This is a genomic window from Micromonospora sp. NPDC005324 (assembly GCF_040607155.1).
Taxonomy (GTDB): Bacteria; Actinomycetota; Actinomycetes; order Mycobacteriales; family Micromonosporaceae; genus Micromonospora; species Micromonospora trifolii.
In genome coordinates, this window is sequence record NZ_JBEXGE010000015.1 from 32,937 (window position 1) to 47,364 (window position 14,428).

Annotated in this window: 10 protein-coding genes and 1 pseudogene; 8 read left to right on the forward strand and 3 right to left on the reverse strand. The window is 72.8% G+C overall.

The genetic code is table 11. The annotated features are described in order from the left end of the window. Positions 1-84 precede the first annotated feature (84 nt). The gene (locus tag ABZS40_RS17330) at positions 85-1,086 is read left to right on the forward strand and encodes a linear amide C-N hydrolase (protein ID WP_354944251.1); all 1,002 of its coding nucleotides are present in this window, start codon (positions 85-87) and stop codon (positions 1,084-1,086) included. 75 nt (positions 1,087-1,161) lie between these two features. On the opposite strand, the gene ABZS40_RS17335 is transcribed toward ABZS40_RS17330, so the two are convergent. Next, complete coding sequence (locus ABZS40_RS17335) at positions 1,162-2,607, reverse strand: hypothetical protein (protein ID WP_354944252.1); 1,446 nt, start codon at positions 2,605-2,607, stop codon at positions 1,162-1,164. 138 nt (positions 2,608-2,745) lie between these two features. Here ABZS40_RS17335 and ABZS40_RS17340 point away from each other — a divergent pair, with 138 nt between their 5' ends. From ABZS40_RS17340 to ABZS40_RS17355, 4 genes are all read left to right on the forward strand, one after another. Beyond that, the gene (locus ABZS40_RS17340) at positions 2,746-3,453 is read left to right on the forward strand and encodes a DUF305 domain-containing protein (RefSeq protein WP_354944253.1); all 708 of its coding nucleotides are present in this window, start codon (positions 2,746-2,748) and stop codon (positions 3,451-3,453) included. Positions 3,454-3,500: 47 nt separating this feature from the next. Next, entirely contained in the window at positions 3,501-4,721 is a 1,221-nt protein-coding gene (locus tag ABZS40_RS17345; protein WP_354944254.1) for a histidine kinase, read from the forward strand. Further along, entirely contained in the window at positions 4,718-5,383 is a 666-nt protein-coding gene (locus ABZS40_RS17350; protein WP_354944255.1) for a response regulator transcription factor, read from the forward strand. Before ABZS40_RS17345 ends, ABZS40_RS17350 begins: the two co-directional genes overlap by 4 nt. Before the next feature lie 147 nt (positions 5,384-5,530). After that, the gene (locus ABZS40_RS17355) at positions 5,531-8,005 is read left to right on the forward strand and encodes an ABC transporter permease (RefSeq protein ID WP_354944256.1); all 2,475 of its coding nucleotides are present in this window, start codon (positions 5,531-5,533) and stop codon (positions 8,003-8,005) included. A 91-nt stretch (positions 8,006-8,096) separates the two neighbouring features. Here the strand turns inward: ABZS40_RS17355 and ABZS40_RS17360 are convergent, their stop codons facing one another. Together ABZS40_RS17360 and ABZS40_RS17365 are read right to left on the reverse strand one after the other, a co-directional pair. Continuing rightward, complete coding sequence (locus tag ABZS40_RS17360) at positions 8,097-9,359, reverse strand: nucleotide sugar dehydrogenase (RefSeq protein WP_354944257.1); 1,263 nt, start codon at positions 9,357-9,359, stop codon at positions 8,097-8,099. A 125-nt stretch (positions 9,360-9,484) separates the two neighbouring features. Then, positions 9,485-10,852, reverse strand: coding sequence for a protein kinase (locus tag ABZS40_RS17365; protein WP_354944258.1), 1,368 nt, complete (start codon positions 10,850-10,852; stop codon positions 9,485-9,487). Positions 10,853-11,389: 537 nt separating this feature from the next. Between ABZS40_RS17365 and ABZS40_RS17370 the strand changes: the two are divergent. The 3 genes and pseudogenes from ABZS40_RS17370 to egtA all read left to right on the forward strand — a co-directional run bounded on the left by ABZS40_RS17370 (position 11,390) and on the right by egtA (position 14,276). Continuing rightward, positions 11,390-12,023: pseudogene (locus tag ABZS40_RS17370) on the forward strand (RNA polymerase sigma factor). A gap of 16 nt (positions 12,024-12,039) precedes the next feature. After that, complete coding sequence (locus ABZS40_RS17375) at positions 12,040-12,882, forward strand: hypothetical protein (protein ID WP_354944259.1); 843 nt, start codon at positions 12,040-12,042, stop codon at positions 12,880-12,882. Between the two features lie 158 nt (positions 12,883-13,040). Continuing rightward, positions 13,041-14,276: an ergothioneine biosynthesis glutamate--cysteine ligase EgtA gene (gene egtA / locus ABZS40_RS17380; protein ID WP_354944260.1), complete on the forward strand. Its 1,236-nt coding sequence runs from the start codon at positions 13,041-13,043 to the stop codon at positions 14,274-14,276. The last annotated feature ends 152 nt before the right edge of the window (positions 14,277-14,428 follow it).

Here is a 14,428-nt window from a genome sequence, read left to right on the forward strand (position 1 = left end):
GCCCGAGAACGCAGGTGACGCCACCAGCCGCACCGGGCGGCGCAGGCGAGCAACCATCGATCGGCCCCATCGCGTCCTATTGATATGCGCAAGACCCTGCCGGCCGCCGCGACGGCCCTCCTGCTTGCCCTGACCTCCTGTGCCCCGTCGGAGCCGCCGGAGCCGTCGCGCGTCGGCCCGCGGCCGGCCACCCCGGCCGCCTCCCGCCAGGACCCGGAGCAGGTCGAGCGGACCATGGCCAGCCTGCGGCGGGTGGACGACCTGCCGCTGTACGAGATGACCTACGTCGGGGCGTACGACCCGACGGTGGGCACCGACGCGCCGCCACCCAGCCCGTTCGGGTGCTCGCTGTTCGTCGCCGCGGGCGACCCCGACCGGCCGGTGTTCGCCCGCAACTTCGACTGGGACGCCAACCCGGCGCTGGTGCTGCGGACCGACCCGCCGGACGGGTACGCGTCCCTCTCGCTTGTCGACATTTCCTACCTCGGGGTCGGTGCGGATCCGGCCGGTGACCGTCGGCTGCTCAACGCGCCGCTGTTGCCCTTCGACGGGATGAACGAGCGGGGCCTCGCGGTGGGGCTGGCCGCCGACGACGCGGCCACGGCTCGCCCCGTGCCGGGCAAGCCCACCGTCGGCTCGGTCCGGATCCTGCGGCTAGTGCTGGACCGGGCCGCCACCGTCGACGAGGCGATCGCCGTCTTCACCGGGCACAACCTCGACTTCGACGGCGGGCCGCCACTGCACTACCTGCTGGCCGACGCGACCGGAGCGTCAGCGGTGATCGAGTTCGTCGATGGTGAGCTGCGGGTGGAACGGGGCGCGGGCGGCTGGCAGGCGCTGACGAACGTGCCGGTCGTCGGGGTGCCCGAGCAGCGGCGGCGTGCGGACCGCCGGTACGGGCAGATCGCCGCCGCGCTGACCGACGCCGGCGGGGTGCTGGACGTCGCCGCGGCGCACCGGCTGCTCGCTGCCGTCCGTCAGGGGCACACCCGCTGGTCCGTTACGTACGGCCTGCGCAGCGGCGAGGTCCGGCTGGTCACCGTGACCGGTGCGGGCGAGCGGCGCTACCGACTGCCGATGAGCTGACGGGTCGGCTCTCCCGGACGTGGCCGGGCCCGGCCCCCGACGATCGGGGACCGGGCCCGGTGTGGCGCAGGGTGCCTACCAGCTCAGGTAGCTGGGCTGGGTCTGCACGTTGAGCTCCTGGTAGCGGGTCAGCTTGGCCGTCCAGGTACGCCAGTCGTTCAGCTCCAGGACGTCCAGGCCCTTCACCATGTCGTTCGAGTAGATGTGGCCGTTGTAGTAGTACGCGGACCAGGTGCCGCCGCCGACGAACGTGTCGGCCGAGAGCGGGCCGCGCTCCCAGAAGGCGATCTCCTTCGGGTTGGCCGAGTCGGTGAAGTCGAACACCGAGATGCCACCCTGGTACCACGCCTGGACCATGATGTCCTTGCCGAGCACCGGGATCAGCGAGCCGTTGTGCGCCACGCAGTTCTCGGTGTCGGCGTTCGCCCGGGGGATCTTGTAGTAGCTGCGGAAGCTCATCGTCCGGGCGTTGCCGCGGCCGGCGATGTCGTAGATGGCGTCCGCGCCGCGGTTCGGGCCGACGGTCTCGTTGCAGGTCGCCGCCCCGCCACCACCCAGCTCGTCGGTGAAGATCACCTTGGTGCCGGCGTTGTTGAAGGTGGCCGAGTGCCAGAACGCGAAGTTGACCTCGTCCCGGACCCGGTTGATGACCCGGGGGGCCTCGCGGTTCTTGATGTCGAGCAGGATGCCGTCACCCATGCAGGCGCCGGCGGCCAGGTCCTTCGACGGGTAGGCGGTGATGTCGTGGCAACCGGTGGTCGCCGAGCCGGTCTGGCTGCCGGGGAAGCCGCCGTCCGGGAAGAGGTTCGGCGTCGCGACCACTGCCGCGTCGGTCGGCTTCTTCACCGGCACCTTGATGATGGAGATGGAGTCGTGCGGCGGCTGGCAGTCCGGGAATTCGGCCCGCGGGCTGTACGACGAGACGTACAGGTAGATGGCCTTGCGGTCCTTGCCCGGCACCAGGGTGTGGGTGTGGGAGCCGCAGGCCGTCTCGACGGACTTGATGTAGCGCGGGTTGGCCTTGTCCTTGATGTCGAAGACCTTGATGCCCTCCCACGAGCCCTTCACGTCCGCTCCCTGCGTGGTGCTGTTGCAGGAGTCGTCGCTGCGCGACGAGTCGGTGGAGAGAAAGAGTAGGTCACCGTGGACGGAGATGTCGTTCTGCGACCCCGGGCAGAGCACCCGGGCCTTGACCGTCGGGGCGCTCGGCCGCGAGATGTCGTAGATGACGAAGCCGTTGTAGTTGCCGGCGAACGCGTACTTGCCCTGGAAGGCGATGTCGCTGTTCGTCGCGTCCAGTGGGGCGACCTTGGGCACGTTGGCGATCTGGCGCAGGTTGGGGCTGCTCACGATCTGGTCGACGCCGGGGATCGTGTTGGTGAGCGCGGGGGCCGGGGCCGCCTGCGGCACCGTCTGGGCGTTGCTCGCCGGGGCGACGAGGGCGCTGGCGACGAGGAGGCCGGTCGTGGCGAGCGCCACGACACGCAGTTGTCGTAACCGTGGCTTGTGGAATCTGATCATCGGCGGGGCCCTTCGCAAGGGGGAGACGATGGTTGACACGTTACCGTCCGACGAAGAACGTCGATGTGAGCTGGATCACATGAATGCGGGTTCTTCAATGGATAACATCGCGGTGACCTCGACTGCAGGGAGTGGCCCATGACCAACCGGCGCGCACGCATCCTGACGGTCGTCACACTGGCTCTCGTGTTGCCGCTGGTGGTGTTCATGGTGATCCGCCTCGACGGCGACACCGGTACGAGCGCACCGCAGCCGGTCTCCGCGCCCGCCACCTCCGCCGCGTCGCCGACTGCCAGCCCCGTCCCCACCGACCTGACCGTCATCGCGCCCGGCCGTCCGGGCGAGACGGCGGCCACCCGCCCGGCGCACGAGGTCCGCGACGCCGGTCCCGCCCCGCACAACTCGCTGGACGTCTGGTTCGTCCGGATGATGATCCCGCACCACGCGCAGGCCCTGGCGATGGCGGAGCTCGCCCCCGACCGGGCCGCCGACCCCGACGTCCGAGCCATCGCCGAGCGCATCCGGGCCAGCCAGGGGCCGGAGATGGGCATGATGCGCGGCTGGCTGCAGACCCGTGGCCTCCCGGCGGAGGTGCAGGGGCACGACCACGGCACCATGCGCGGCATGCAGACGCCGGAGGCGATGCGGCAACTCGCCGCGACCCGTGGCGCGGACTTCGACAGGCTTTTCGTCCGCATGATGACCGAGCACCACCAGGGCGCCATCGAGATGGCCACCAACCTGCTCACTGTCGGCTCCGACCTGACGCTCAACGAGTTCGCCAACTCCGTCGCCACCGAGCAGACCGTCGAGATCGACCGCATGCGCCAGGTCCTCGGCGGCTGACCCCGGGCGCGGGGCGCGAGGGCCGAGCGTCCCGGCACGTACGCTGGGTGACCGTGAGACGCACAGTGTTCGGTCGCCCGCTGCGCGGCGTCGCCTTCGACGTTGCCGTCGCCGCGCTGGTGGTCCTCGTCTCCCTGGCCGCCGCGGTGAACCAGCCGGGCGGTTGGGCGGCCACTGCGGTCGGCGTGGGGATGGCGGTGGCGTTGTTGTTCCGCCGTACCCACCCGAGCGCGGTGACGGTGGCCGTCGCGGCGCTCGCCCTGATCCAGGTGATCGCCCGCTGGGGCCCGCTCATCTACGACGTGGCCGTCCTGATCGCGCTCTACAGCGTGGTGAAGTACGGCCGGCGGTTGCGCGACGGCGTACTGGCCGGCGCGGTCGCGGCCGTCGGCGTGCTGCTGGCCGCCGCGCAGACCCCCAACGTCATCCAGTGGTGGGTGACCGCGCTGTGGTACGCGCTGGTCACCGGCGCGGTGTGGTTGGTCGCGCTGAACGTGCGGACCCGCCGGCTCTACGTGCTCAGCCTGGAGGAGCGGGCCACCACCCTGGAACGCGAGCGGGAGGCCGAGTCCCGGGCGGCGGTCGCCGAGGAGCGCACCCGGATCGCCCGCGAGCTGCACGACGTCGTCGCCCACAGCATGGCCGTGATGATCGTCCAGGCGGACGGGGCCCGGTTCATGCTCGACCGTGACCCCGCCCAGGCGCGCACCGCCGTGAAGGTGGTCGCGGACACCGGCCGGCAGGCGCTGGAGGAGATGCGCCGCCTGGTCGGCGTACTGCGCGACGCCGGCCCGGCCGGCTCGGACGGGGCCGACGGGCTGGCGGTGGCGGCCGACCCCGAGCACCGGCGCCTCGCGCTGGCCGAGCTGCCCGACCTGCTGGCCCGGTTCGACGACGCCGGTCTGCACGTCCGCAGCACCGTCACCGGTGTGCCACCGGCCCTGCCGCCGGGCCTGGAGCTGACCGTCTACCGGGTGGTGCAGGAGGCGCTGACCAACGCGCTCAAGCACGCCGGCGTCGGCGCCGGCGCCGAGGTCGTCCTGTCGCACACCGCCGAGGCCGTCGTGGTCCGGGTGGTCGACGACGGTCGCGGCCGCCCGCTGGTCAGCCCGGCGCCGTCCGGCGGTCACGGCCTGCTCGGCATGCGGGAGCGGGTGACGGTGTACGACGGCAGCCTCACCGCCGGCCCACAGCTGACCGGGGGCTGGCAGGTCGAGGTTCGGCTGCCGCTACCGTCAGAGCCGGCAACGGAGGTGATCGCGGCATGACGGTCCGGGTAGTGATCGTGGACGACCAGGCGCTGGTTCGCGCCGGCTTCCGGATGGTGCTGGAATCCCAGCCCGACCTGGAGGTCGTCGGGGAGGCGATCGACGGCGCGGACGCCCTGCGGGTGCTCGCCCGCACCGAGGCCGACGTGGTCGTGATGGACATTCGAATGCCCACCATGGACGGGGTGGAGGCGACCCGTCGACTCTGCGCCGAGCGGCCGGCGGGCGGGCCCCGGGTGCTGGTGCTGACCACCTTCGACACCGAGGCGGACGCGTTCGCGGCGCTCCAGGCCGGGGCGAGTGGATTCCTGCTCAAGAACGTTCCGCCGGAGGAGTTGCTGGCGGCGATCCGGGTGGTGGCCCAGGGCGACTCGGTGGTGGCTCCGTCGATCACCCGGCGCCTGCTGGACCGGTTCGCCGGTCAGCTCGGCGCCGCCCCGAGCGCCGACCCTCGACTCGCGCAGCTCACCGACCGGGAACGGGAGGTGCTGCTGCTGGTCGCCCAGGGGCTGTCCAACGCGGAGATCGCCGCCCGGGTGCACGTGGCCGAGGCGACGGTGAAGACCCACGTCGGGCGGATCCTGGCGAAGCTCCAGCTGCGCGACCGGGTCCAGGCGGTGGTCCTGGCGTACGAGAGCGGGCTGGTCACGCCCGGCGGATGACACCGCGTACGACCTGGGTCGTAGCGGCCGGCGGGCGTACCGCGTCCCGGGGCGCACGCAGGTCGAGCGCGCAGGTGGAGATCGACAGACCGGTGCCGGCCATAGCGTCGGAGGGGTCCGATCCGCCACCTGCACCGGGAGCCCCGCATGATCCGCCTGACCCTGCGTTCGCTGCGCGCCGAGGCGCTGCGCATGCTGCTCTCGGCGCTCGCCGTCGTGCTCGGCGTCGCGTTCGTCGCCGGCACGATGATCTTCGTCGACGGGATGCGTTCCGGGGCGTACGAGCGGGCCGGCACGTTTGACCGCCACACCGACCTGGGGGTCTACTCGGCCGGCCGAGAGGTGTTGCCCCCGGCACTGGTCGACCGGGTGCGGGCGGTCGACGGGGTGGCCGCCGCCTCCGGTGAGCTGACCAACACCGCAGGGATCGTCGGCGCCGACGGTCGTCCGGTCCTCGGCTTCACCATGCTCGTCGCCATCCCCACCGAGGACGCGCTGCGCTCGTACGACGTGGTGGCCGGCCGGTTGCCCGACCGGGCCGGAGAGGTGGTGCTCGACGCGCCGACGGCGGCCGAGCAGGGCTTTGGGCTCGGCACGGCCGTCCGGATCGGCGCCACCGGCGGGGCGGCCCGCCCGTACACACTGGTCGGCACCGTCGACGTGGCCGGCACCGCCCGCGACGTCGGCGGTCCGTTCGTCGGCCTGGTCGGGCCGGACGCCCTGGCCCTCACCGACGAGCGGGGCTACGGCCGGATCATGGTGGCGGCCCGACCGGGCGTCGACGTCGCGGCGCTGACCGAGCGGGTACGCGCCGTGTCCGGCGCCGAGGCCCCAGTGAAGAGTCGCCAGCAGATCCTCGACGAGGCCGTGGAGGACGCGGTCCGCAACGTGGACCAGTTCCGCATGCTGTTGTTGATCTTCGTGGGGGTCGCGATTGTGGTGGCCGGCTTCGTGATCGCCAACACCTTCGCGATCGTGCTGGCCCAGCGCACCCGACGGACCGCGCTGCTGCGCCTGATCGGCGCCACCCGGGGGCAGGTCTTCCGGTCCACACTGCTGGTGTCGGCCGTGCTGGGGCTGGTCGCCTCGGCGCTCGGGGTGCTGCTCGGGGTGGCCCTCGCCGCAGGGTTGCGGCTGCTGCTGTCCCGACTGGACGTGCCGGTCACCGGTGGGCTGACAGTTACCGGTTCGACAGTGCTCACCGGCCTGCTGCTGGGCACCGGGCTCACCGTGTGCGCCGCCCTGCTGCCGGCCTGGCGGGGGACGCGGATCGCCCCGGTGGCCGCGCTCACCGACGCCGCGGTGCAGCCCAGCCGGGGTGCTGGTCGGGTCCGGATGAGCGTCGGCGCGGTGGTCCTCGCTGTCGGTGTGGCCGCGCTGGCCGGTGCCGCCAGCGCCGGTCAGCTGCTGCTGGTGGCGGTCGGTGGGGTGCTCACCTTCTTCGGGATCGTGCTGTTCGGGCCGGTGCTCGTCCCGGCGCTGGCCCGGGTGTTCGGCTGGCCGGTACGCCGCGTGCTCGGCACCATCGGTGAGCTGGCGGTCAGCAACACGGTGCGCAACCCACGGCGGGTCGCCGCGACGGCCACCGCGCTGGTGATCGGTATCGGACTGGTTTCGGCGTTCATGGTCGGCGCACGCAGCACCAAGGACGGCATCGAGCGCAGCGTGGACGCCCAGATCGGAACGGACTTCGTGGTCAGCGGGATCGGTCAGGATCTGCCGGCTGCGCTCGTCGGTGAACTCGCCTCCCGCCCCGAGCTGGGTGTGGTGCACGAGCAGCGCAGCACTGTCGTCGACGACGTCGAGATCCGCGCGGCCCACCCGGCGCTGGTCGGCCGGACGCTGAGCGGGGTGCTGGCCGGCGACGCCGAGCGGGTCGGGCCGGGGCAGGTGCTGGTTCACAGCGAGTTGGCACGGGCCCGCGGCTGGCAGGTCGGCTCCCCGGTCACCGTCGGGGGCAGGTCGTTCCGGGTGGCCGCAGTGGTCACCGACGACACCCCCGGCCGCGACGTGCCCGCGGGCCACGTCATCGACCTGTCCGACCAGGACTTCGCCGCGCTCTTTCCCGCCCGCCGCGGCTACCTGGCCGAGATCGACCCCGCCGCCGGGGTGGGCCCCGAGCGCGCCCGCGACGCGATCACCACGGTGCTGGGCCGCTACCCGACGGTGAACCTGATGGACCAGGGCGCGTACAAGAAGATGCTCACCGGCACTGTGGACATGCTGCTCGCCTTCGTCACCGCGCTGCTCGGCCTGGCCGTGGTGATCGCCCTGGTCGGCGTGGCGAACACCCTGAGCCTGTCGGTGGTCGAAAGGACCAGGGAGAACGCGGTGCTGCGGGCGGTCGGGCTCACCCGAGGGCGGATGCGGGCGGTGCTCGCCGTCGAGGCGGTGCTGATGGCGCTGGTCGGCGCGGTGCTCGGGGTCGGGCTCGGCACCGGAGTCAGCGCGTCCACGATGGCCCTGCTGGACCGCCTCGGCGGTGACTTCCACGTGGTGCTGCCACTCGGTCAGCTCGGGCTGATCCTCGGCGTCGCGGTGCTGGCCGCCCTGCTCGCCTCGGTGCTGCCGGCCCGCCGGGCGCTGTCCCGCCCGGTCGTGGAGGCGCTCGCCGACCAGTGACCCTGCCGGGTCACTCCCTGCTGGTAGACGGACATCCGCCGGCCGGTCCCGCCATCTTCCCCGGCGGCGGGACCGGCCAGCGGTGCCGGGTCTAGAGGCGCTCGACCATCGGGCCGACGCACCGGTTGCGGGTGTCGAAGACGTAGCGGGCGTGCTTGACCACGAGGTCGTAGTCGAAGGTGTCGTGGTCGGTGACCACCACCACCGCGTCGGCCGCGCGCACCTCCCGCTCGGTGAGCCCGACCACTGTGACCCCGGCGGGGATCTGGTGCGCCTCGGCGTACGGCTCGACGGCGTGCACCTCGGCACCGAGGGCCTGCAACCGGCGGGCCACGTCCACGGCGGGGGAGTCGCGCATGTCGCCGGTGTTCTTCTTGTACGCCAGACCGAGTAGCAGCAGTCGGGCGCCGCTGACGGCCCGGCCGTCCCGGTTCAGGCCCCCCATGATCCGCTGCGTGACGTGTTCGGGCATCTCGTGGTTGACGTCGTTGGCCAGCTCGATGAAGCGGAACTGGCGACCGAGACGGCGCTTGACCTGCCAGGACAGGTAGCACGGGTCGATCGGCAGGCAGTGCCCGCCGACGCCGGGGCCGGGCCGGAACGGCAGGAAGCCGAACGGCTTGGTCGAGGCGGCGTCGATCGCCTGCCAGACGTCGATGTCGAGGTGGTGCGAGAGCATGGTCAGCTCGTTGATCAGCGCGATGTTGACCTGGCGGAAGGTGTTCTCGATCAGCTTGGTCAGCTCGGCGACGCGGGTGGAGTCCACCGGCACGGTGCGTTCCACGAGGCGCTGGTAGAACTCGTCCACCCGGACCAGCGACGCCGGGTCCACACCGGAGACCACCTTCGGGGTGTTCTCCAGTCGCCAGGTCGGGTTGCCCGGGTCGATCCGCTCCGGGCTGTAGCCGAGGTGGAAGTCGCCGGGGCTGGTCAGCCCGCTGGCCGACTCCAACAGTGGGCGCAGCAGTTCCTCGGTGGTTCCCGGGTACGTGGTCGATTCCAGGATCACCGTGCAGCCCGGACGCACGTACGGGCCGATACCGATGCCGGCCTGCTCGACGAAGCTCAGGTCCGGGGTCCCGTCGCGCAGCGGGGTCGGCACCGTGATGACGCAGATGTCGAACCCGTCAGCGTCGGTGTACTCCGTGCTGGGGTGATAGCGGCCGCTGCCCAACGCTCGGCCGAGCCGGTCGGCCGGGATGTCCTCGACGAACGACTCGCCGGAGGCGAGACGCTTCACCCGGTCGGCGTCGACGTCGAGACCGACCACGTCAAGCCCCGCCTCGACGGCCCGCATGGCCAGCGGCAGTCCGACGTACCCCTGACCTATCACGACCAGCTTTTCAGCGCTCACCCAGGCTCCCGCAGCAGATGGTGGAAATGGCCTGCTGAGAGCCTAGAGGCGTCTTCGGCGCTGTAAGTCCGTTTTGGGGATATCGGTGCTGGTGGGACTGCCGGAGGTCGGCGACAGCGGTCGGCTCAACCGCCCGCCGGCACCTCCGGATCGACCGGCGCGGTGGAGGTGGGAGGTGGATCAGACGGCGGCGGGCCGGTCGTCGGCGGCGCACCCGTCGTGGGCGCCGCGCTGGTCGGCGGGGCCGTGGTGACGTCCACGGTTGGTGTCGGCGGGCCGACCGTCTGGCTGGGTTCCAGGCTCGGCGTGGCGGAGACCGAGGCCGACGGGGAGTTGCCGGGGGCGTTCGGCCGGTTCGGCCGGCCCGGCTCGACGCTGGTGATCTGGTCGTTCGCCGCGGGCGGGTTGACGGGGCCGCTCGGCGCGACCGTCGGCGAGGTGGTCGGCAGATTGACCGCCGGATCCTCGCTGGCGTGGCGCGTCGCGGCCAGTGCCGCGCCGAGCCCGACCAGCGCGACCAGCATGGCCGCCGCCGCGCCGACCAGCGGACCCCGCCGTCGCTGACGCCTGTTCGCCACCGCGGCGCCGGCCGGCACGTCCGTGCGGGTGCCCGGCCCGGCGTCACGCAGCGCTACCGGCCCGGCCATCGCCGTCGGCGGCTCTCCGCCCGTGACCGCCGTCCGAGCGGCCTCGGCCATCGCCGCTCCGCTGGTGAACCGCTCCAGCGGATCCTTGGCCAGGGCCCGCGACACCAGGGCGCGGACCGCCTCCGGAATGTCGTGCGACAGCTCCGGCGGCTCGTCGTCCAGGTGCCGCACGGCGACCTGGAGGGGATTGTCGCCGGTGAACGGCGGACTGCCGGTGAGGCAGCAGTAGGTGACAGCGCCCAGCGCGTAGATGTCGGTGGCACCGCTGACCGGGCGACCGGCGGCCTGCTCGGGAGCCATGTAGAGGGCGGTGCCCGGCACCGCGTTGGTGCTGGTGATGCTGGTGATGTCCGTGGAGCGGGCCACGCCGAAGTCCACCAGGACGACAGTGCCGTCCTCCTGCACCAGCAGGTTGCTGGGCTTCACGTCGCGGTGCACGATGCCGCCGCGATGGGCCGCGTTGAGCGCCGCGGCCGCCTGGGCCACGATCGACATCGTCTCGGCCACGTCGAGCCGCCCGGCCGCCTCGATCCGCTTGGACAACGGCTCGCCGGCGACGAACTCCATGACGAGGTAGTCCGCCCGCCCGCCGGTGGGGAGGTCGTCCGCGCCGCAGTCGAAGACCTGCACGATGCCGGGATGCCGCAGCGCCGCCATGATCCGAGCCTCGGCGCGGAACCGGGCGATGAAATCGGGATCGGAGACCAGCGCCGGCAGCAGAACCTTGACCGCGACCTGCCGGCCGAGGATCAGGTCGGAGGCACGCCAAACGTCGCCCATGCCGCCCGTGGCGACACGTTCGTCCAGGCGGTAGCGACCGCTGAGTACGACCTCCGATGACAACACGGCATTACCGTACCTAGGCTGGCGAGGGGCGGCGCGCCCTGGCAGGGCCGCCGGGCGGCCCGTAAAGACTGGCTGATCCGGCCTGACCTGTGTGGACGCTCAACCTCTGTGACGCTGCGAATGTATGGTGTCACAAAAAGCGAATATTTCCGTCGTACGGGTCGCCGATGGTGGCAAGAAACCGCCTTCAGACGTGGTTGGCGTATGCCGCGCACTGGCTGTTACCACGACGCGCCGCCGGGCCGGGTTGATAATTGTCACTCTTCCGTGACACGACGCCGACTTGTCGCATCGTGAGCCCCCTCCTAGCGTTAGGGCGGCTCGCGCCCTTCGACTACCTCGGCGGGCACCGCGCCGATCGACCACCCCGGCGTTGGCCCCGGACCCGCCGCCCCGACAATCATGGTCGCGGGCACAATCTCAAGCGGTGGAGGGCGGTGCGGTGCGGGTGCTGATCGGGCGGACGACTCGTGCCGCGTGGCGTGCGCCAGCCCGGTTGGTCGGGCCGACACGCCCCGAACGACGCGTGGGCCGCGCATGACCGCCGACCTGTCGAAGGTGGTGAGCGCCGCGCAGGCCGGAGACGAGGAGGCGTTCCGCTTCCTCTACCGCAGCCTCCAGCCCGGGCTGGAGGCTGCGGTATCTGACCGCGCTCGTCGGGGCCGACGCCGAGGACGTCGCCTCCGAGACCTGGCTCCAGATCTCCCGGGACCTGCCCGGCTTCACCGGGGGCGAGTTCCGCGCCTGGGCGGTCACCATCGCCCGTAACCGCGCGATGGACCACCTGCGTCGGATGCGCCGCCGCCCCTCGCTCCCGGTCCCGGTGCAGGCGCTCGTCGAGCTCGCCGGCGACGCGGACACCGCCGAGCGAGCCAGCGAGACGATCGGTACCGAGACCGCCCTCGCGCTGATCGCCACCCTCCCGCCCCGAGAGGCCGAAGCCGTCCTGCTGCGGGCCGTGATCGGGCTGGACGCGGGATCCGCCGGCCGGGTGCTGGGCCGCCGGGCCGGCGCTGTGCGGACCGCCGCTCACCGCGGCCTACGGCGGCTCGCGGTCCTGCTGGAGCGACAGACCCCGACCGAGTCGGTCGGGGTCGAGGGGGTGCCACCGCCGCGTGCGGGGAGCGGCCCCGCCCTGCGGGCATCACACGTCGAACCGGTGGACGGCTGACGTGAGGGGACTCCCGATGAACCCGTTCCGCCGGGCCGACCACGCCGACACCGAGCGGCTGCTCGACTCGGCCCACACCCTCGTGGACGCCACGCTGGACCACGGCCAGTCCGCCACGCCGCCCACGGAGGCGGACGCGACCTCACCTGAGGTGCACCTGAGCGCTCCGAACGTGCCCCCGGTCGAGCCGGTGGCCGCGGTGCTCGCCGCCGCCGCCGCCCCCGCCCGCCCGGGCGAGTTGGCCGGCGAGGACGCCGCGGTGGCCGCGTTCCGGGCCGCCCGCGCCAACCCGGCGGCGGCCGTGCCGCAGCGGCCACGCCGTCGCCGGGTGACCACCGGCGCGGTTGCCTGGATCGGCGCTGTGGCAGCTACCGCCACCGCGGGTGCCGCCTTCGCCGCGGTCACCCGGGACCGGGCGCCGGACCCCGTCGCACCGGCACCGTCGCGTCCGTCACCCTCGCCGCACCACGGCACACCCCGGTCGGCCGAGCCCGGTCGGTCGGTGGGCCCGGGCACCCCGTCGCCGGGCGCGCCGTCGCCCGGCGCGCCGCCGCCCGTCACCGCCACGCCGCCGGCCAGCCCTGCCACCGTCGGTCAGGTGCACGGCCTGTGCCGCGCGTGGCTGGCCAAGAAGCCCGAGCAGCGGGAGAAGGCGCTCCGTACGCCGGCCTTCCAGAAGCTGGTGACAGCCGCCGGCGGCCCCGCCGAGGTCGAGGCGTACTGCCAGCGGCTGGTGCCCGAGAAGAAGCCGTCCGAGCCGACGAAGGTCACGCCCTCCGAGCCGGCGAAGGGCAAGCCGTCCAAATCGGCGAAGGCGTCACCGTCATCCTCGCGACCGGGCCACCCCGCCGGCGGCTGACCGGTCCGCGGTTGAGCGGTTTGGTTCCGCCCTGCTCCGGAAATTCCTCTGTTAGACAGAGATTGGTGGCGCCGTGCACGCCCCCCGACGGTGTCGGTGGGCGGGTTTACGGTGGCACAGTGTGCCGGCCCCGGCACACGGGAGAGGGGGCCCGACCCTTGGTAACGTCATCCGACCTGGACCGCAGCGCCATCCTGCGCGAGTCCGCAGCCGCAGTTCGACACCTCGCCCGGATCTGCTTCAAGACCGGCCCACCCACCCACACCGGCGTCGAACTGGAATGGACCGTGCACGACGCCGCCGATCCCGTTCGCCCCGTCGACGCGACGCGGCTGCGGGAGGCGCTGGGGCGGCACAGCCCCGCCACGCTGGATGCCACCAGCCCAGCCGAGCCGCTGCGACACGGCGGCATGGTCACCCTGGAGCCGGGTGGCCAGTTGGAGATCTCCACCCCGCCCCGCCCCTCGGTCGCCGCGTTGATCCGCGCCACCGAAGCCGACATCGCCCAGGTCACCGACCTGCTGGCCGCCGCCGGGCTGATCCTCGGCCGCAGCGGCATCGACCCCCACCGACGGCCCCGCCCGGTGGTGGAAACCCCCCGCTACCGCGCGATGCGCGGAGCCTTCGACCGCCACGGCCCGGCCGGCCGCACGATGATGTACAGCACCGCCGGCCTGCAGATCTGCCTCGACGCCGGTGAGTCGGACCAGATCGCCGACCGCTGGGCCGCGGCCCACGCGGTCGGGCCCCCACTGCTCGCGGCGTTCGCCTCCGCCGCTCGACACGCCGGGCGGCGCACCGGTTGGGCCTCCGCCCGGATGGCCGCCTGGCTGGCCATCGACCCGGCCCGGACCCGCCCGGTCTGGTCGCCCGCCCAGGCCGGGGATGATCCGACCGACGCCTGGATCAGCTACGTTCTCGCCGCGCCGCTGCTCTGTCTGCGCCGGCACGGCGCCGACTGGGCCGCGCCGCCCGGGGTGACCTTCGCCGACTGGCTCGACGGCGCGCTGCCACAACCGCCCACCACCGATGACCTCGACTACCACGTCAGCACCCTCTTTCCGCCGGTGCGGCCGCGCGGCTACCTGGAGCTGCGCTACCTGGACGCCCAACCCGATCGCGACTGGCGGCTGCCACTGGCCGTGCTGACCGCTCTGTTCGACGATCCGGGCACCGTGCGCGAGGCGTACAGGATCGCCACGCCGGTGGCGCACCGCTGGTCGGCCGCCGCCCGGCGCGGCCTGGCCGACCCGCCCCTGGCCGCCGCCGCGGCGGCCCTGCTCGACCTGGCCCTGACCACGCTGCCCCGACTGGAGCTGCCGGCCAGCACCCACGACGAGATCCAGCGAGGGGTACGCCAGCGGCTGGCCGCCGCAGAGAGGAGAGACCAGTGAGCGCGAGGAGTGAGCCGGGGTTGCGAGCCTCGCAGTCGCGAACGGAAGGCGGCTCGGTGAGCGCGAGGAGTGAGCCGGGGTTGCGAGCCTCGCAGTCGCGAACGGAAGGCGGCTCGGTGAGCGCGAGGAGTGAGCCGGGGTTGCGAGCCTCT

Bases quoted from the DNA above. Each gene is read 5' to 3' on its own strand.
- ABZS40_RS17330 (WP_354944251.1), top strand. From the start codon at position 85: ATGCGCAAGACCCTGCCGGCCGCCGCGACGGCCCTCCTGCTTGCCCTG.
- ABZS40_RS17335 (WP_354944252.1), bottom strand. From the start codon at position 2,607: ATGATCAGATTCCACAAGCCACGGTTACGACAACTGCGTGTCGTGGCG.
- ABZS40_RS17340 (WP_354944253.1), top strand. From the start codon at position 2,746: ATGACCAACCGGCGCGCACGCATCCTGACGGTCGTCACACTGGCTCTC.
- ABZS40_RS17350 (WP_354944255.1), top strand. From the start codon at position 4,718: ATGACGGTCCGGGTAGTGATCGTGGACGACCAGGCGCTGGTTCGCGCC.
- ABZS40_RS17355 (WP_354944256.1), top strand. From the start codon at position 5,531: ATGATCCGCCTGACCCTGCGTTCGCTGCGCGCCGAGGCGCTGCGCATG.
- ABZS40_RS17375 (WP_354944259.1), top strand. From the start codon at position 12,040: ATGAACCCGTTCCGCCGGGCCGACCACGCCGACACCGAGCGGCTGCTC.